This window comes from Cysteiniphilum sp. QT6929, from assembly GCF_030035755.1.
Taxonomy (GTDB): domain Bacteria; phylum Pseudomonadota; class Gammaproteobacteria; order Francisellales; family Francisellaceae; genus Caedibacter; species Caedibacter litoralis.
Genome location: NZ_CP103983.1, coordinates 2,106,115 through 2,126,184, shown reverse-complemented (window position 1 = coordinate 2,126,184; position 20,070 = coordinate 2,106,115). Strand labels below are relative to the sequence as shown.

Below are 20,070 nucleotides of genomic sequence, written 5' to 3'. Positions count from 1 at the left end.
AGATAATTTTTTTACATTCTCATCAAATTGTCTGAATGATAGCGGTAGCATCGAACTTAAACAGTATTCCTAATAATATTAGGCATTAGTATTTGTGATGATTTAAGGGAGCATAAGTATGCCTAACAAAACTACAGAACAGTTAAATTTAGAGTTACAACAAGAAAATGATCATTTCATAGAAGAAAATAACATATTGAAAAATCAAAAAAATGAATTAATGAGAAATAATGTCAAATTAGAACAAGTCATCACAGAACGTGAAGATGAACATCAAAGCATCATCTCACAACTAAATAGCGAACTATTATTTAAAGGGCAACAAATCGATGAATTGTTGTTAAAACTTCAACAACTCGATGAAAACTATCGTATAGCAACTCAAGAATACTCAGATGAGAATGGCAAACTTTTAGATAAGAATCGCGAACTTCAAGAGCAATTAACAGCTATTGAAAATCAATTTCAAATAAAATCCTTTGATAAAGAAGCTTTCTATAACAAAATATTTGAAGAGAAAGACTCCAACATAAACAATCTAGAGCACGAAGTTAAAACAAAGGGTATTGAAAATAATAAACAAACTATTTTAATTAAAGAGCTTCAGGATAAAATCACACTGTTAAACCAAAGCAATGAAAAGTTATTAAATGAAAATAAAGACAAAACACATAACTCAAATAATTTACTACACCAGTTGGATAGTCAGAAGAAACAATTAACAGATTTGCATAATGAGAATACTCAACTGAAGCAACTGCAAAATCAAGTTAATCATATTGAAATGCCTTCTGCAGACATAGATAATCCTTCAGAACTCAAGAATCAAATTGATATTCTGTCTGAGCAGTTAATAAAAGCGAATGATCAAATCAAACAGCTCACAGAAACCAAACCAACCAAAGAGATCACTCTGGCAGATGTCTTAAAGTCAGATGATGATTATAACAAGGTTGAGGAGCTACAAAAACAAGTTGAAGAAAAAAACAAGCACATTAACTCACTAAATGATGAACTAAAACAACTGAATCAACATAATTCAATCAAGAAAGAAAAATATAACGAGAAACTCAGCAGTCTTCACAAAGCTAATGATGAATTAAAGGCGCAACAAAATCTTGATAAAGAGAGTATTTCCAAGCTTAAAAATGATATTCTAACGAGAGACCAAGAACTTAATGAGGCCAAAGAAAACTTTAATGTATTAACTAACAAGGTATCGAGCATTGAAAATGAGCTTAAGTCTAAGACAGAAAATATCCAAACCCTTATCAAGGAAAAAGAGCACCTAAATAAGGATAAGCTTAAGTTTGAAGAAGCTGCAAATAGCAATAAAGATAATATTGAAAAATTACAGCAACAACTCAAAGAAACCACGAATGCTTATGAGCAAAAGAAATTGGAATTTGAAAACTTTAAAAAGGAATTTGAATCAGAAAGACAAGCATTACAGAATCAACTTGATGCGAACACTAAGGAAATTGAACAAAATATTGAAGAATTCAAGAATACGCTCAAAGAAAAAGAAAAACAGATTAACGACTTGAAAAATCAGGCTGAACAGACGGTACAAGAGCAAGAAAAACTGACAAAAAATATAAGTAATCTAGAAACACAACTCAAAGAAATCACAAATACTTATGAGCAAACGCGACTTAATTTACAAAAACAAATTGAGGAGAAAAACACCCTAGAGCAAGACTTAGAGTTAAAGCAAAAAGCACTTATTGAACAAATAGATGTACTTAACAAAGACATCAACGAGTTAAAAACACAACAAAACAATGATCAAGAACTAATTTCCACGCTTAAAAATAACATCCTAACGAAAAACCAAGAACTTAATGACGCAAGCAAAAAAGTTAATGAATTAACTAACCAAGTATCTAGCATTAAAAGTGATCTTAAGTCTAAAACAGAAAATCTCGAAACCCTTATCAAGGAAAAAGAGCAGCTTAATAACACGCTTAATGAAAATAGGCAAAACATTGAAAATTCAAACACAATAATTAATAAATTCAAAGAAACCATAAACACCAATGAGCAAGCGCAACTCAATTTACAAAAGCAAATTGAACAAAATATTGAAGAATTCAAGAATACGCTCAAAGAAAAAGAAAAACAGATTAACGACTTGAAAAGCCAGGATGAACAGACGGTACAAGAGCAAGAAAAACTGACAAAAAATATAAGTAATCTAGAAAAAGAAATTGAAGACAGAAATACTTCTATTACAAAAAATAATAATGAAATTAATTCATTAAAACTCAAAGTTACTGAACTCACTGAAAGTAATGAGCAGCTGGAACAAGAATACAACGAAAAAATAGTAGCGCTTAACAAAACTAACGATGAATTCAAGGAGCAGCAGCATCTTGATAAAGAGACTATTTCCAAGCTTGAAAAAGACATTGCAGAAAAAAATGATTTAATTAAGCAGCTACAAAAAAAGCTCAATAATGAATTCACGCAATTACAAGTGGCTGAGGGTAGCATATACGAGGTTATTAATAATAGAGTCAGTGAAAATATCTCTAAACAGAACGACAACCTTAACCCTAAAGATAAGAAAGATCTTGAAATCGATAATATTAGTGAACAGGTTGTAAGAACCAACAAACTGATTGTTGGCAAAGAAAAATTCAGTTTGCTATCAAATTCAAAACAGGATTCCAATCTAGATAAAAGTTTGAAGATAGAACAATATTCTGTCGAAATACTATCTCCCACTATTACTCGAAATGCCATAGCGCAAGCTACTGATGGTACCGATAAAAGCACTCATCAACAAAATGGTAGCAAGAAATTTATTGATTGGGATAATATTCTTGAACTTATTAAAGCTATTGGTGCAACAACTGCAGTTAAAGATAATACAACTGACTTAAATGAGTGCATAACAAAACAGCAGATTGATTTTACAAGAGAGAACAGTAAATTTACCTTATCTCAAAATAAAACAACAAATGCCATCACTTTGGAGAGTCAACAAATTTCCTTTGGTCAGTTTATTGAAACTCTATCAAAACTAATAAATGAGCAACGAAAAGTTCAATCTGATAAAACAATACACATTACCTTCAAAAAAATTCCTAATCTAAGCGAGAAGGAATACGCAGAAGCCTTGAAGACATTATACCATCACAAGAATATTAAAATTGATTATCAAGGCGATAATAACAGTGCATTCACAAATGCATTAGATGTATTAGCGCAAGATCAAGGTAAGCCTAATAATGTATTAAAAGCATTTCATGATGAGCAAAAGCAGGACACATCATCCCTTCAAAGGGAGAAGTAAACAGTCTCCGCACAGAGACTGTTTACTTCTCTTTCAACACGCCTCAATAATACCAGCAGCGCCCATGCCCGTACCTATACACATGGTGATCATGCCGTATTTCTTGCCGGTTCTTCTTAAGCCATGCAGGGCTTTAACTGTCAGCACCGTACCTGTGGCACCTAACGGATGTCCCAAAGCAATTGCCCCACCACAAGGGTTTACTTTCGTCTCGTCAAGCTTTAATTCATTAATCACCGCTAAAGATTGCGCGGCAAACGCCTCGTTTAACTCAAACCAATCGATATCTTCTAGTTTTAAATTCGTTTGCTCAAGCACTTTTGGAATCGCCTTAATTGGACCAATCCCCATAATGCGCGCTGGCACACCAGCTACTGCAAATCCTAGGAATTTCCCAAGTGGTGTCAGATTATGTTTTTTCAAATAAGACTCACTGACTAATACCACAGCACCAGCACCATCAGAGACTTGTGAGCTATTACCCGCGGTGACTGAACCACCCGTTGCAAACACGGGTTTAAGTTTAGCTAGCGCCTCAATCGATGTGTCTTTACGCGCACCTTCATCGATCTTAATCGTTTTCTCATTGTCGATGATCTCGGCTTTCGCTTCATCAGGCTTACGATGATGTACCTTAACGGGGATAATCTCATCATTGAAATAGCCATTTTCAATCGCATGCGTTGCTTTTTGATGACTCTTTAATGAAAACTCATCCTGCATTTGACGTGTGATATTCCAATCTTTGGCAACGTTCTCAGCAGTAATTCCCATACCATAAGCAATCGCGACATTTTCATCTTTAGTAAAAATCTCACTACTAAATGAGATATTGTGTCCGCCAAATGGGATCATACTCATCGACTCAATCCCACCGGCAACTGCCACTTCCATATTGCCTTTAGCAATTTCATTAGCGGCAATCGCAATTGATTGAAGCCCTGAGCTGCAATAGCGATTAATGGTAAAAGCAGGTATCGAATCAGGCAACCCTGCCAAGAGTGTTGAGATACGTGCGACATTCATGCCTTGCTCACCCTCAGGCATGGCGCAGCCTATGACGATATCACCGATATCCTCAGGGTTTACACCTGATTCTTTAACGGTTTCTTTTAAAATATCCGCTAACAAATCATCCGGACGCTTCTTGGCAAAACCACCACGTTTGCCCTTAGTAACAGCTGATCTTTTCGCTGCAACAATATATACCGCTTGTTCAGTCATTTTCTAAAAACTCCTTATTTTCACACCTCGAAAACGAGAAAACTCAGGTTAACGAAGTCTATTTTAATATTACCAATTCCAATAATTAGATAATTTCATTTACTAGAGTTACGGACTTTCTCTATTTCAACACCCCGCCTCGCAAACTCGGCACCCCTCTTGCAAAGAGGGGAATATAAAATCATCGCTGCCTAATTCCCCTCTTTGCAAGAGGGGTAGCAGCCGTAGGCTGACGGGGTGTTTATAAAATCATAATTTTTTTAAAGTGTGTAACTCCAGCCACTTAGTTTAATTTCTTAATGGCTTACCCGTTTCTAACATATGCTGCATTCTTGCCGCACTTTTCTCAGAAAGCGCTAACTCAACAAAGTTCTCAAGTTCGCGCTTTAGTAGCCAATCTTCTGAAACATAGGTATCCTTCTCAATCTCACCACCACACATAGCATCCGCTAAATTTGTCGCAATCTTGTAGTCATGTGCTGAGATTTGATTGCCATCACGCATATTAACCAAAAGCCCTTTAACGGTCGCAATACCTGCCTCACCGAAGACTTTGATTTTTTGCTTTAATGGTGGCTGATAGCTAGAGTATGCTAAGAATCGTGCTTTTTCCATGGCAACACTTAGGATTTCTTTGCTATTCATCACTACGGTATCACTCTCACGTAAGAAACCCATCTCAATGGCTTCATAGGCACTTGTTGCCACTTGCGCCATCGCCAGATTCTTATAGCGCTTCTCAAAGTCTTTCCACGGGTCTTGCGCAGTAGAGGCACGTTTTGCCATCTCTTTTGAACCACCCCAACCAGGGATAATACCAACACCTGCTTCAACAAGACCGATATAGCTCTCGTGCGCGGCAACCACGGCATCACAATGCATTAATGTTTCACAACCTCCACCAAAGGCAAAGCCCTTAACCGCTGCAACCACAGGGATTTTGCTATAACGAAGCTCTTGGGTGATCACTTGATGCCCTTTTTGAATGACCTCATAAACAGCTTCTTTACCATGCATCATGAATTTAAAACCGAACTCTTCAAGATTCGCACCTGCCGAGAAGATATCCTGCTCTTGCCAGATGACCATCCCTTTAAGTTTGCTTTCAGCGACCTTAATCGCCTCAGAGATACCTGCTAACACCGCATCACCAATCGAACACATCTTGCTCTTAAAGCTTAAAATACCAATCTCTTCATCAACACTCCATAAGCGCACACCTTCATTTTCATACAAGGTTACACTTGGCATTGTGCTACGCTCACCTAATACATAATCTTTGTGTAGTTGGCGTTTGTATACAGGTAATTCTTGACGAGTAACGAGGGCATTATCCGTGAAACTAAAGGATTTATTATCACCATAAACACCTTCTTTAAGCGCATACACCCATTGCGGAAGCGCCTTACTTGAAAGCGTTTTTCCGGCTTTGATATCTTCATCAATCCAGCGTGTTACTTGCTGCCAACCAGCTTGTTGCCATGTTTCAAAAATCCCTTCTTTCCAGCCAAAGCCCCAACGAATCGCCAAATCCATATCTTTTGGATAATTAGAAATATCACCGACTAAACATGCAGCATAGTGAAAGCTATCTCTAAAGCACGACCATAAAAATTGCGCTTGCGGATGATCCATATTTTTTAATTTTTCCAACTTCACTGACCAGTCTTTTTCACCTAGAATTTCAGTGACTGCTTTATCAGGTTTCTGATCAGATAATCGATAAGTTTGGCTTTGCAGATCAAGTACTTTAAGACCGTCTTTCTCTTTAACATAAAGACCTTTTTTTGTCTTTTGTCCAAAGGCACCTTGCTCGATTAATGCATGGATCCAGTTGGGTAATTGATAGACTTTCTCCCAACCATCTGTGAGCGAGTTTTTCATCGTATCAACAACATGGGCAAAAGTATCCAAGCCCACCACATCTGCCGTGCGATAAGTAGCACTTTTAGCACGTCCAAGCTTCTTACCGGTTAAGCCATCGACAACTTCCAGTGGAATATTAAATTTCTCAGTGTAATAGCACGTTGCCAACATTGAGAAAACGCCTAAGCGATTGGCAATAAAGTTTGGTGTATCTTTGGCACGAATAATGCTTTTACCCAATTTTTGTACCAAGAAAGTTTCCAGCTGATCTAACACTTCTGGTTGAGTCCCATCATGTGCGATAAGTTCAACCAAAGGCATATAACGCGGTGGATTAAAGAAATGCACACCACAAAAATGTGCATGTAAGTGCGTTGGCAAACTTTCAGTTAATGACTCAATGCTTAAACCTGAAGTATTGGATGCGATAATCGCATGTTTTGCCACGTGTGGTGCGATGTTGTGATACAGATCTTTTTTCCAATCCATACGCTCAGCAATAGCCTCAATAATTAAATCACAGTCTTTTAACAGCTCAAGATTATCTTCATAATTCGCCGCAGTAATATAATTGACCGCTTGCGCTGAACCAAAAGGTTTTGGATTGAGTTTAGCAAGCTTTTGTAACGCGCCATCAATTAGCGCATTTGGCGCACCTTCTTTTGCTTTCAAATCAAAAAGCACTACAGGAATGCGTGCATTAGCGAAATGTGCGGCAATTTGCGCACCCATCACACCAGCGCCAAGAATTGCAACTTTTTCAATGCCTACATGTTGGCGTTGTGATGGTTCAGACTTAGCCGCCGATTGGACATGAGCTTTAGGCTTAGGCGCTTCAGATTCAGTAAACTCATGTCCAAAAACTGCCAAATAACCACGCATTGCCTGATCTTTCGATTGCCCTTTGATAGAGTCCCATGCCATCCATTTAGCACGTTCGACCATTTTTAAAACCGATGGACATTTACCTTCAACATCACCAACCGTTGCTTGCTTGAAAAAAGCATATAGCTTTAGTTTTTGGTTATTATCGGGTTTGAAATCAATCGTTGCATCGCGTACTGCTTGCACCATTTCGTTAAACTTCTGCTCTAACTCGCTTAGTTGCTCCAGTTCACTCATCTAAAAGGTCTCCTTATTTTGACTTTCTTATCTTTTATATGTCTTTCAAGTAGCTTTGCAAATATTATCAGGTGTCCTTTGAATTCTCGGATCAAGTCCGAGAATGACAATGAGTCGTCATATTCGGGCTTGACCCGAATATCCATTATTACCCATAAACTATTATATGCTCTCAGCTGTTGTCTTTAATTTTTCAGATTTATCGGACATCTTATGCATTGCTTCATAGGCTTCACGCCACTCTGGATGCGCATTTTTAGGCCCCAAGGCATAAGGTGAAAACTCATCCGTTTGAATCACGTCATTAACGCGCTTCATCACATCTTTAAGTAACGTCACCTCATCATCACTAATAACATTATGCTGACGCGCCTTATCAATCGAATTACTCCAACTGGCTTTTGGTATCGTGCCGGCTTTAATCGCCTCTTTGATTTTCTTTTGCACAGGAATTGCAGCAAGTACTGCTTGATAAGCAAGCTCAACACGCCCCACCGGATCCTTGTCATCCTCAGGCACATAACACATTGATTTCATACGTTGACGTGTTTTCTCGTCTTTCAATAACGCTTGCGCCAGTTTATGATCCAAACGATCATCTGGCTTTTTAAATGGCTTACCATAAGGAAACGCCATGAAACGTAACGTGCCTGCCAACGCCTTATTCGGAAAGTTAGCAAAAATCTCATACAATGCATTTTGCGCTTCATATAGACAATGCTGCAAGCTCCAGCTAACAAATACATCATCAGCGGCAACCTCGCCATTATCTTTATAATATTTCAATACCGCACACGCCATATATAAGTAACTCATCACATCACCTAAACGCGCCGATAAACGCTCTTTACGTTTAAGTGCGCCACCTAAAGTTACCAGTGCAATATCATTGACACAGGCATATACCGTACTTAAACGGGTAATGCGCTTGTAATATTTATTGAACTTAGATGAATAACCTTTTGCTGTCGCACCACAAGTAATGCCATACCAGAAGGTGCGCGCTGTATTTTTAATCATGTAACTGATGTGCTTTTTCATCAATTTCGAGAATTGCTCAAAACCTTCTTTCTCATCTTTATTCATCAAGCTCTCAGACTCATCACGCACATATGGATGACAACGCATCGCACCCTGTCCAAAGATCATCAAATTGCGCGTCATGATATTAGCACCCTCAACCGTGATGCCAACGGGTGTCGCTTGATAGCCTCTTGCTAAATAATTATTGGGTCCCATAATCACAGCACGTCCTGCGTGAATATCCATCGCATGATTAAGGACATTTCGACCCATTTCAGTTAGGTGATATTTAGAAATAGCTGATGCTACTGAGGGCTTAATACCCGCATCAACCGCTGCCACAGTAAACTGTCTTGTGGCATTGGCAAGATAGGCAAGACCACCCATTTGCGCAATCTTCTCTTCAACACCTTCAAAGTAACCAATTGGCGATTTAAATTGCTCTCTGACCATACTATAGGCTGAGGTCATCACACTTGATAATAACGTATTGGCTGTGCCACACGCAGGTAGTGATATCGCCCGTCCAATCGATAAGCATTCAACCAGCATACGCCAGCCCTCACCTGCCATCTTTTGCCCGCCAATAATCCAATCTATTGGGATAAATAAATCTTTGCCACGAATGGTGCCATTCATAAAAGCTTGTGATAATGGATAGGCACGATTGCCAATTTCAAGTCCTGGGTGATCATGCGGCAATAGTGCACAAGTAATGCCCTCTTTACCTATATCTCCTAACAATTGATCAGGATCATGCAGTTGAAATGCCAAACCAACCAAGGTCGCAATAGGTGCTAAGGTAATATAACGCTTATTGATATTCTCCAAGCGTATGCCTAAAACTTCACGCCCATTATACTCACCCTTGCAAACAACGCCTTTATCTGGGAGTGAGGTGGCATCTGAACCAGCCGTGGGTCCAGTTAATGCAAAACAAGGAATATCAATACCTGCTGCTAATTTTGGCAAGAACATATCTTTTTGCTCATCCGTGCCATAGTGATGCAATAACTCACCAGGACCCAATGAGTTAGGCACCATCACAGTTACTGCAGCCGAAACACTTTTTGTTGCAATCTTCATCACAATCTCAGAATGTGCGGCAGCTGAGAATCCTTTACCGCCATATTCCTTGCGAATGACCAATCCAAAAAAACCTTTTTCACGAATAAAATCCCATACAGCAACCGGTAGATCACGATCAACATGTGTCACCTGCCAATCATCAATCATTGAGCAAAGCATAGTGGTTTCATTTTCTAAGAAAGATTGTTCTTCTTCATTTAGCTGAAACTTCTGCAAACGATGCAATTCATTAAAGTCTGGCAAACCTTGGAAGACTTGCTTTTCATACCAACAGTCTCCTGCATCTAAGGCAACTTGCTCAGTTACCGAAATAGGTGGCATTGATTTTTTACTTGATTTATAGATTTTCTTGATCATGCGCGTTTCCTTAATCTTAACTTACTTAATCCAGCACTCTAAAGGTCAACCCTAACTACTCTTTGCCGCAAACATCCTCAATAATGATGCTTCTCCTAATGCAGCAAAGCCTTCCTTAAATCAGTTAGTCCTTCTTCATTATTTAGCAATATAACAGCGATTTTGTAAAAAATTAAGCGACAGCAACCAAAATATTCCCTAAATTATGCAAATAATATTGCAAAGCAACATAATTAATGCAATTCGCAGTGAATTTATTTACAACATGCAAGATAGACGTCTAGAATGTGGTTAAGCTTATTTTTGGTATATTTACTTATTTAGCTTTTTTGACTTTTGATAAAAACGGAGAGAAGACACTATGTCAGAAAAACCATGGATTAAACACTACCCAAATGACGTCCCTAGCGAAATTCCAGTTTCAACTGAAACATTAACCTCAATGCTAAAGCAAGCGGCATTAAAATTTCCAAATAACGTGGCACTTTCCTGCCATGACCATGATATCACCTATCAACAAGTTGATCATTACAGCAATAAAGTCGCGGCATTCCTGCATTATGAGCTCGGTTTTAAGCAAGGTGATAAAATCGCAATCATGCTTCCAAACCTATTACAATTTCCAATTGTACTCATCAGCATTCTAAAAATAGGTGCAAGTTTTGTTAACATCAACCCACTATACACCGCGCATGAAATCAAAGAAATTATGGAGGACTCGGGTGCCACCGGTATTTTTGTGCTAAGCACATTTGCCCACTTAGTGCAAGAGGCTAAGAAAGATTTACCGCAGGTTAGACACATGATTGCAACAGATCTTGTCGACTTATACGATTTCCCTAAAAAACAGATTATTCATTTCGTTGCAACCTATCTTAAGGGCATGAAAAGCAAACACGATCAATCTCAGTTTCATAAATTAAGCACGGCTCTCCACTACCACCGTAGTTTTGATGAAGCAAGTGTTAAAATTTCATGTGATGATATGGCATGTTTACAATACTCTAGTGGCACCACCGGCAAGCCTAAAGGTACCATATTATTACATCGTAATATTGTTGCTAACATTCAACAAGTATGGCTTTGGATTGGTAATCAAGTCGAACTGGATAAACAAATACTTATTGGCGCACTACCGCTCTATCACATCTTTGCACTGACCGCTAATTTTTTCACCTTCTACCTTGCTGGTTCTAAACATATACTTATCCCTAATCCACGTGATATTAAGTCATTAGTTAAAACCATGCAAAAAACGCCATTTACTATTTTTAACAGTATTAACACTTTATATGCTGCCCTTTTACACAATGACACCTTCCGCCAATCAACTTTCCCACACTTCAAATATACATTAAGTGGCGGCATGTCGACGGTTAAACGCATTGCGGATGACTGGAAAGCAGTAACAGGGGTGACAATCCACGAGGCATATGGTCTATCTGAGATGTCACCTGCAGTTACCATTAATCGTTTTGATGATGATGTATTTAATGGCACCGTAGGTTATCCGCTACCTAGCACGGATGTCTCGATTCGTGATGATCAAGGTAATGATTTACCTGCCAATGAAAATGGTGAAATTTGGGTCAAGGGTCCGCAACAATCTCCGGGTTTTTGGCACTTAGACAAAGTGACCAAAGAGCACTTTACTGGTGATGGCTGGCTTAAAACAGGGGACATTGGATTCTTGGATGATATGGGTCGCTTAACGATTTCAGGACGCTCCAAAAATATGCTCATCGTTTCTGGCTTTAACGTCTTTCCAAAAGAAATTGAAAATACTATTTTACAAATCCCCGCAGTTAAAGATGTTGCTGTTGTCGGCGCGCCATCGCACTCAAGTGGTGAGAAACCGTTTGCCTTTGTGGTGCTTGAGGATAACCAATCAGTTACTGCCAAAGAAATCACCGAGTTCTGTTATACGCGTCTCGCGCATTACAAAACACCAAAAGACATTATGTTCTTGGATGAACTACCTAAGAATCCCGTAGGTAAAGTATTAAAACAAGAACTTAAAGAGAAATATATTTTAAATCCTAAAGAGCATCATTGATCGTTTAGTACTTTGGCTATCCTCTGCTCTAAATACGATACGCCAAGGTGGTCATAACCTTTGACTGGGCTTTCATAATTAACTTCGCCCACAGTGGAAATTCAACACCGCCGGCAAGGGTTGCTTCATCGGCATGTGACTGTTCATCTTTATACATTTGCATCAAAATCACACGTGATTTCTCATCCTGAGCAGGTAATTCATTTAAATGTGCTTCTAAATGGCGCATCACCTGTTTTTCAGTTTCAATCACAAAACCATAGCTTACTTTGTCACTAATCAGTCCGGCGACAGCACCGATAGAAAAGGAGCCGACATACCATACGGGATTAAGTAAACTCTTTTTCGCATCCAAATCATTTAAGCGCGTTTCGCACCACGACAAATGATTATATTCTTCCTCTGCCGCATGATGTAAATGCGCACGTGTTTCATGCTCTTTCGCGACAAATGCCTGCCCTCGGTAGAGCGCCTGCGCACAGATCTCACCAGTGTGATCAACACGCATGAGTCCTGCCACATGTTTTGACTCAGTCGCGTCAAGTTCTGGTTCATTCATGTCAAGTGCCGGCGTTGCTGACATTGGATTTTTTGCAGGTAAAACAACAGATTTCACAAAATGTTGAAGCTCACCTAAACATTGGTCTAAAAATGAATGACGACGCATTGACATGGTTACTCTTTATTTATTGAAAAATCCATGCCCTGCATGTTATACCCATCACAAAACATTTTACAGTATTTTTGCTATTGAATTTCTCGCGCTTTTGAGTGATTGAATTTTGCCAATAGTCCTAGCTATTACCTGCTCTCCAATCACCCAAAATCATCAAAAACTTCTTCAGCATTAAGCACCGCGAAATGATTTACGATGGGTATATACCCATCACAAAACATTTTAAAGTCTAGCGGCATATTTTAGCTGATTTTAGCTAAATCATTTCCTTAACCAGTTCAACAAAGGTTTTAATCTTTGGCTGAACATATTGCTGTTTTTGATAGTACATATTGATATTGACCTGAGGTGACGTAAAATCCGCTATTTTAATCTCAACTAAAGCGCCACTTTTTAACTCATCGACGAGCATATAACGATGCGCTTGGATAATACCTAGCCCATCTATGGCAAAACGTTTCATGCAGCTAATGCTATTAACACTTAAGCGCGACTGACACTGTGCGTTTAATTGTGAATCACCTAATATGATCGCATCACGCCCACTGTGGGCTATAAAGTCATGTGATCCTAATTGCGCGATGTTTTTAGGTAACCCTTTACGCTCTAAATATTCAGATGAGGCACACAAAACATAATCAGTACTACTTAAACGATAAGCAACCACATCATCCGGTGGCGTCCAGTTAACCCCAAACACAATATCGATGTTTTCCTGATATAACTCAGGCATACGCTCCTCAACAATCAGCTTAACTTCCATACTTGGATATAACTGTAAATAACGCTTGATAATGGGCGCTAAACTTTCCTCAACGAAATAATAATTGCTACTAATACACAGCACGCCTTCTGGGTGCTCATCAAAGCTATTAATCAACTGTCCGATGCCAAACCATTCACTTTCCAAGCGCTGACATTGCATTAATAGCTTATGACCTTCTCGCGTGAGCTCAACCTTGCGTGTTGTACGTATTAGCAAATCGGTCTTTGCCAATGACTCCAATTGTTTAATATTCTGACTAATCGCAGATTTTGTAATCCCCAAAGCGTCAGCTGCCTTAGTAAAACTCATGTGTTTAGCAACTGCCAAAAATGACGCTAACTGTACTAATGAAAAATCACCTTGAAACATTTACATACCTTTAATTCATATATCGATCGAAATCTTTTTACAGTAACAAGTTAATGCTTTAAACTCGAGAAATCTAGTGATTGCCAATAATCTAAATACCTTGCAAATAGCGCACGATAATCCTCGGTAATATTAACACCCAAGCGCTTTAAAGCACTCATCGTTTTGCTATTTTCTGTGGTGATAAAAGGGATTGTTTCCTCATTGTCATAATAATCGATCAATGGAAAAAGCGGATTGCTTTTGGCAATTTCTCTTAGCTTACTGCGCCATTGATCTAGGGCAATAATCTCAACTGGATGACCCAAGTCATTGATAACTTTAAAGATATCCGCATGGGTTATCTGTACGTTATTAACAATATTCCAACCATTGGCTTGTGCATACGGCAGTTGTGATAAAGCGATAATACTTTGTGCCACTTGATCCACCGGAATCATCTCATGTTGCGAGTGTAGATCAGGTGCCACCCTCATCTCAATACAGCCTAGAATAAAGCGTGTTAAATTATTCTTTTCATAATTGCTTTTTGCGGTGGTTGACTGCCCAGTAATTTGCCCTAAGCGATAAATATCAACAGCAATACCACGTTCTTGCGCCTTCCATAACAACCATTCCGCTGCCCACTTAGTGACGGTATAGCCAAAACTTATATCAGGGTGAATGGGTGCAATTGGTGGCATACCTTCACGCGCAATGCTTGAAACACAATTAACCGCTGCATATTTTGTTGAGATAAAGTGAATACGCTTTGGCTTAATATGGCAAGCTAACTTAATAATCTCAGCCGTGCTGCCGACATTGGTTGGCGCCATGCGTTCATAGCTTTGTAAATGGTGAACATAAGCACCATTGTGATAAATCGCATCAAGCTGTTCACTTAATGATTTCCAATCTTGATCACTTAAGCCAAGCTTGGTTTCAGCAAGATTAACGATAACTATTCTAAGCCGTGGATGATCAATATGCGCATCAAATCCATAGCGTTTAAGATTAACATCAAGCTTTGCTTGAGCATCTGAGTGTGAATCGCCACGAATCGCACAATGAATCACTGCCTTGGTATGCCTCATCAACTCATCAATTAAGTGCACACCAAGGTAACCATTGGCACCGGTAACAAGGACGTGAGCATATTCTTTTGGCAACATTTGTGTGCTTATACTCACAGGAGGAATATAGCGCTCGATATCACTTAATGCCATTAACAGGTTACTGTTTAGTCTTATTTCAGTGGACATTGAAACTCCATGTCAATCAGATATAAACCATATTGTAGAAGTAAACACGCGCTGTTGCCAGTAGTGCATGCTTTAAGTACCTAAAACAATAGTTCCTTGGTAATAATGGATATTCGGGTCAAGCCCTAATATGACAACTCAGTGCAAATCAAGAAATTCTGTAAAATGGTTTGTGATGGGTATACATGCTTTGTTAAAATCAAACGCAATATAATCATTTTTAAATATCATACTCAATATGCAACAATTCTTTATTCAGGGTGAGTCGGGCGTTATTGAAACAGTCGTTGATACACCTAAAGAGAATCTTCACCCTACAATAACTGCAGTTATTTGCCACCCACACCCTTTATTTCAAGGCACAATGAACAACAAAGTCATCACCACCATTGCCAAAGCATTTAACAATCTTGGCATTGAGGCTGTTCGCTTTAACTACCGTGGCGTTGGACAAAGTCAAGGCGAATATGCTGATGGCATCGGTGAGCTTAAAGATACATTATCTGTGATTAATAATATCCTTGAGAGAAAACCCAATCAGCAAATCATCCTAGCGGGCTTTTCTTTTGGCGGTTCAATTGCTTATAAAGCAGCAGCACATTATGAAAGCAGTATTAACTCTTTATTAACCATCGCACCTGCGGTTGTAAACTTCCCACTAGAGCAACAGCCTGAGCCTAAAATGCCATGGTGCCTTATCCAAGGCATTGATGATGAAGTGGTAAGTTACACGGCAGTCAGTGAGTTTTTTATCCAAAAAACCACAGTGGATGCGACATTTATTCGATTAAACCACGTTGGACACTTCTTTCATGGGCAACTGGTGAAATTGAGAAAACATCTTGAACAACATTATCAAAGTGAGATCAAATCATGGTAACAACAAACGACATTACACGCGTAAAAAATTATCTACTGGCATTACAAGATGATATTTGCGCCAAACTAGAAAAAATTGACGGCAAGCGTTTTCAGGAAGACAATTGGCAATATCAAAATGGTCAAGGTGGCGGACGTACACGCGTATTAGAAAATGGTGATGTCATTGAAAAAGGTGGGGTAAATTTTTCACATATTGAGGGCAATGAGTTGCCTAAAGCCATTTTAGCCATGAAACCTGAATTGACAGGATTTTCCTTTCAAGCAATGGGTGTGTCATTAGTTATTCATCCACAAAATCCTTACGCGCCAACCTCACACATGAATGTACGTTTTTTTATTGCTGAAAAAGAAGGTCAAACACCTTTTTGGTGGTTTGGTGGCGGTTTTGACTTAACCCCTTTTTACGGCTTTGAAGAAGACTGCATCCACTGGCATACCATGGCATATAATGCTTGTAAAGATTTTGGCGATGACACCTATGCCACGTATAAAAAACAATGTGATGAGTATTTTTATTTGCCACACAGACAGGAATGCCGCGGCATTGGCGGATTATTCTTTGATTATTTGAATGATTGGGATTTTGAAAAATGCTTCTTATTCACCCAATCTGTGGGGGATCACTATATCAAAGCCTATGCACCAATTTTGGATAAACGCAAAGATACTGCCTATGGTGAACGTGAACGCGAATTTCAGCTTTATCGCCGTGGGCGCTATGTTGAGTTTAATCTTGTGATTGATCGCGGCACCCATTTTGGTTTGCAATCCTCAGGACGCACTGAATCCATTTTGATGTCTTTACCGCCTTTGGTTAAATGGGTTTATAACTATCACCCGGAGGCTGGATCTCAAGAGGAGAAGCTCTATAGCAATTTTCTACCGGTTCGCGATTGGTTAGCCAATAAGTAATAAATCAAGAATAAGTTGCGTTTTACCCCTCACCCGTGCAACTTAAGCTGCACGACCTCTCCCGCAAGGGGATAGGTACTAGCTGGTGCAACTTAATTTTGGTGAATTCTCTAAATGACACATTGCAGCATAGTGAAGCACTCATAATTAAACATCAAAACCACCTAAAGATAAGCCTTTACAGGCAGCAATAAAAATTGGTTGCACATTAACCAGAGATTCACTTGCATTTTCAAAAACTTTTTGCTGTAATACTGCCAGCGGTTAAAACGCGATCAGTTCTTTTTGCGTTTTGATCCGAGAGCCCACTTGATTGCATAGCAAACAAATTAAAGAAATAATTGAATAAAGATAAATTTAACCCATCCATCAACATGCAAATCAGGTGATTTTGTTGAACATAAGGAGTTAACCATGTTAGATCTTGATATTGAACTAACTCAACATACAAAAACCGCCTTTCAACAGCCAATGACTGAGCAAAGTGGTGCGCTAATGCGCAACGTCTATGTTCTCAATGATGATTTTACACCCATGGAATTTGTTCTTGAACTAATGCAAAGCATTTTTAAACTCCATGCTCAAAAGGCTGAGAAGGTCACAATGGAAGCCCACTACAAAGGCCGAGCACTTTGTGGCCAATACGCTAAGGACTTAGCTGAAACAATGGCTTGCAAAGCAATGGAAATTGCACAAAAAGCAGGGCATCCACTCATGCTTATCACGAGTAAGGCATAACGCATTTATTCGTCCTGACTAATTTTTTCTTAAAATAAAACTCGATTTAGTAGTTTCGAGTTTTTTTGTGCCTGTAATTCGTCTATTATAAAACGTAAGGATTATAAAACTATTGCAGGTGTCGTATGCTAAGTAAGGAACTAGAACAAACATTAAATCAAGCATTTCAGCATGCAAGAGACCTAAAACATGAATATTTAACTGTTGAGCACTTATTAAGTGCGTTGGTCGATAATGCTGATGCAAAGAAAGTATTAAAAGCGTGTGGAGCTAACCTTCCTGAGCTTAAAAATGTTTTAAATACATTTATCGATCAATCCACGCCAAAAATCACCGAAGATGGTAAAGATACTCAGCCAACGCTTGGCTTTCAGCGTGTTTTGCAGCGCGCGGTGTTTCATGTACAGTCTTCAGGGCGCGGTGAAGTCCAAGGCTCGAATGTATTGGTTGCTATTTTCAGTGAGCAAGATAGTCAAGCAGTGAGCTTTCTTAAGCAGCAAAATGTTACGCGCTTAGATGTGGTAAATTACCTTTCACATGGTGTTTCAAACAATAACAACACCAGTCAAAACACTCAGCAAACCATTTCTAATGCACCAACTGAAGAACAAAAAGAAAAAACGCCACTTGAGTTATACGCGGTTAATCTTAACCAGCGTGCTAAAGATGGAAAAATTGATCGCCTAATTGGTCGGGATTATGAAATCGAACGCGTCACTCAAGTGTTATGTCGCCGTCGTAAAAATAATCCTTTACTTGTTGGTGAAGCCGGTGTTGGTAAAACGGCTATTGCCGAAGGCTTAGCTAAGAAAATCGTTGATAAGCAAGTGCCTGATGTATTAGCAAATGGCGTTATCTACTCGCTTGACATGGGCACATTACTTGCAGGCACTAAATACCGTGGCGATTTTGAGAAGCGCTTCAAAGAAGTTTTAAAACAGCTTCAAGAAGAAGAAGGTGCGATTTTATTTATCGATGAAATCCACACGATTGTTGGTGCGGGGGCTGCATCCGGAGGTGTTATGGATGCCTCAAATTTAATTAAACCCGCGCTTGCTTCCGGTGATTTAAAATGTGTAGGATCGACTACTTACCAAGAATATCGCACGATTTTTGAGAAAGATCATGCACTAGCCAGACGCTTCCAAAAAGTTGATGTCGAAGAACCTACAATTGATCAAACATTTGAAATTTTAAAAGGCTTAAAGCCTTATTTCGAGGATCACCACAATATCAAATATACCTTGCCAGCATTACAAGCTGCCGCTGAGCTCTCTGCCAAGTATATTACTGAGCGCTTTTTACCCGATAAAGCGATTGATGTTATTGATGAGCTTGGTGCTTATCAACGCACTAGTGGCAATGCTAAGAAGAAGAAACTCATCAATGTTACTGATGTTGAAAATATGGTTGCACGCTTAGCTAGAATTCCAGCTAAAACGGTTTCCGCCTCAGATAAAAGCTCAATGGCAAATCTTGGCAAAGATCTAAAAATGTTGGTCTATGGACAAGATGAAGCGATTGAAGCTATGGTTGATACGATTAAATTAGCCAGAGCCGGATTAAGAGACCCTAATAAACCTTGGGGATCATTCTTGTTTGCAGGTCCCACTGGTGTTGGTAAAACAGAAGTAACACAACAACTTGCTAACTTACTCGGTGTTGAGCTTTTACGCTTTGATATGTCTGAGTATATGGAAAGACATACCGTATCGCGCTTAATCGGCTCACCTCCTGGTTACGTTGGCTATGAAGAAGGTGGTTTGTTAACTGAGGCAGTAACTAAACATCCTTATGCCGTTGTACTCCTAGATGAGATTGAAAAGGCGCATCCTGATATTTATAACTTGTTACTACAGGTTATGGATCACGGAACATTAACAGATAACAACGGGCGCAAGGCTGATTTTAGAAATATTATTTTAATTATGACAACAAACGCGGGCGCTTTTGAGTCACAGAAAAATTCAATAGGTTTTGCTAAACAAGATAGCGCGCCTGATAGCATGGATGCACTTAAGCGTGTCTTCACACCTGAGTTTAGAAACCGCTTAGACGCTGTTATTCAGTTTGCTTCACTATCTAAAGAAGATGTTAAATCCGTCGTTGATAAATTCTTGGCACAACTGCAAGGACAACTTGATCAACGCGGCGTCTCTCTTGAGGTTGATGACAAAGCCAAAGACTGGTTAGCAGAGCATGGTTATGATGAGAAAATGGGCGCACGCCCAATGGCGCGCTTAATCCAGGAATCCATCAAAAAACCACTCGCTGAAGAAATCCTTTTTGGTAAGCTTTCCAATGGCGGTCGCGCTGAGCTCACTGTCAAAAACGATAAGCTGGTGTTTAAATATAGTTAATCACCTCCAAATAAGTCATATTTTTTCGTAATCGAGCAATCAAAACAAGAGCCATGTCAGCATGGCTTAAACTATTCAATAAGCTCAT

Annotated in this window: 12 protein-coding genes; 6 read left to right on the top strand and 6 right to left on the bottom strand. The window is 39.1% G+C overall.

The genetic code is table 11. From position 1 onward, the window contains the following. Positions 1 to 118 precede the first annotated feature (118 nt). The gene (locus tag NYP54_RS09255) at positions 119 to 3,301 is read left to right on the top strand and encodes a hypothetical protein (protein ID WP_283156266.1); all 3,183 of its coding nucleotides are present in this window, start codon (positions 119 to 121) and stop codon (positions 3,299 to 3,301) included. A 33-nt stretch (positions 3,302 to 3,334) separates the two neighbouring features. Here NYP54_RS09255 and NYP54_RS09250 read toward each other — a convergent pair whose 3' ends face one another. The 3 genes from NYP54_RS09250 to NYP54_RS09240 all read right to left on the bottom strand — a co-directional run bounded on the left by NYP54_RS09250 (position 3,335) and on the right by NYP54_RS09240 (position 9,982). After that, a complete protein-coding gene (locus tag NYP54_RS09250; protein ID WP_283156265.1) occupies positions 3,335 to 4,525 on the bottom strand; it encodes an acetyl-CoA C-acyltransferase in 1,191 nt (396 codons plus the stop codon). A 288-nt stretch (positions 4,526 to 4,813) separates the two neighbouring features. Beyond that, entirely contained in the window at positions 4,814 to 7,513 is a 2,700-nt protein-coding gene (locus NYP54_RS09245; protein WP_283156264.1) for an acyl-CoA-binding protein, read from the bottom strand. A gap of 162 nt (positions 7,514 to 7,675) precedes the next feature. Beyond that, positions 7,676 to 9,982: an acyl-CoA dehydrogenase gene (locus tag NYP54_RS09240; protein WP_283156263.1), complete on the bottom strand. Its 2,307-nt coding sequence runs from the start codon at positions 9,980 to 9,982 to the stop codon at positions 7,676 to 7,678. Positions 9,983 to 10,343: 361 nt separating this feature from the next. Between NYP54_RS09240 and NYP54_RS09235 the strand changes: the two genes are divergently transcribed. Next, complete coding sequence (locus tag NYP54_RS09235) at positions 10,344 to 12,038, top strand: long-chain fatty acid--CoA ligase (RefSeq protein WP_117003002.1); 1,695 nt, start codon at positions 10,344 to 10,346, stop codon at positions 12,036 to 12,038. Between the two features lie 28 nt (positions 12,039 to 12,066). Here NYP54_RS09235 and coq7 read toward each other — a convergent pair whose 3' ends face one another. The 3 genes from coq7 to NYP54_RS09220 form a co-directional block, all read right to left on the bottom strand. Beyond that, on the bottom strand, positions 12,067 to 12,705 hold the full coding sequence (coq7, locus tag NYP54_RS09230) for a 2-polyprenyl-3-methyl-6-methoxy-1,4-benzoquinone monooxygenase (protein ID WP_349293386.1): 639 nt from the start codon (positions 12,703 to 12,705) through the stop codon (positions 12,067 to 12,069). A gap of 265 nt (positions 12,706 to 12,970) precedes the next feature. Next, on the bottom strand, positions 12,971 to 13,849 hold the full coding sequence (locus tag NYP54_RS09225; protein ID WP_283156261.1) for a LysR family transcriptional regulator: 879 nt from the start codon (positions 13,847 to 13,849) through the stop codon (positions 12,971 to 12,973). Positions 13,850 to 13,899: 50 nt separating this feature from the next. Next, the gene (locus NYP54_RS09220) at positions 13,900 to 15,090 is read right to left on the bottom strand and encodes a thioester reductase domain-containing protein (protein ID WP_283156260.1); all 1,191 of its coding nucleotides are present in this window, start codon (positions 15,088 to 15,090) and stop codon (positions 13,900 to 13,902) included. A 238-nt stretch (positions 15,091 to 15,328) separates the two neighbouring features. On the opposite strand from NYP54_RS09220, the gene NYP54_RS09215 reads away from it, so the two are divergent. From NYP54_RS09215 to clpA, 4 genes are all read left to right on the top strand, one after another. Next, a complete protein-coding gene (locus NYP54_RS09215) occupies positions 15,329 to 15,970 on the top strand; it encodes an alpha/beta fold hydrolase (protein ID WP_283156259.1) in 642 nt (213 codons plus the stop codon). Further along, positions 15,964 to 16,884 (top strand): oxygen-dependent coproporphyrinogen oxidase, encoded by a 921-nt coding sequence (gene hemF / locus NYP54_RS09210; protein WP_283156258.1) that lies wholly within the window; start codon positions 15,964 to 15,966, stop codon positions 16,882 to 16,884. Before NYP54_RS09215 ends, hemF begins: the two co-directional genes overlap by 7 nt. Before the next feature lie 414 nt (positions 16,885 to 17,298). Further along, on the top strand, positions 17,299 to 17,622 hold the full coding sequence (locus tag NYP54_RS09205) for an ATP-dependent Clp protease adaptor ClpS (RefSeq protein WP_283156257.1): 324 nt from the start codon (positions 17,299 to 17,301) through the stop codon (positions 17,620 to 17,622). 125 nt (positions 17,623 to 17,747) lie between these two features. Further along, positions 17,748 to 19,982 carry an ATP-dependent Clp protease ATP-binding subunit ClpA gene (gene clpA / locus NYP54_RS09200; protein ID WP_283156256.1) on the top strand — a complete coding sequence of 745 codons (2,235 nt, stop codon included), beginning with the start codon at positions 17,748 to 17,750 and terminating at the stop codon, positions 19,980 to 19,982. Positions 19,983 to 20,070 lie beyond the last annotated feature (88 nt).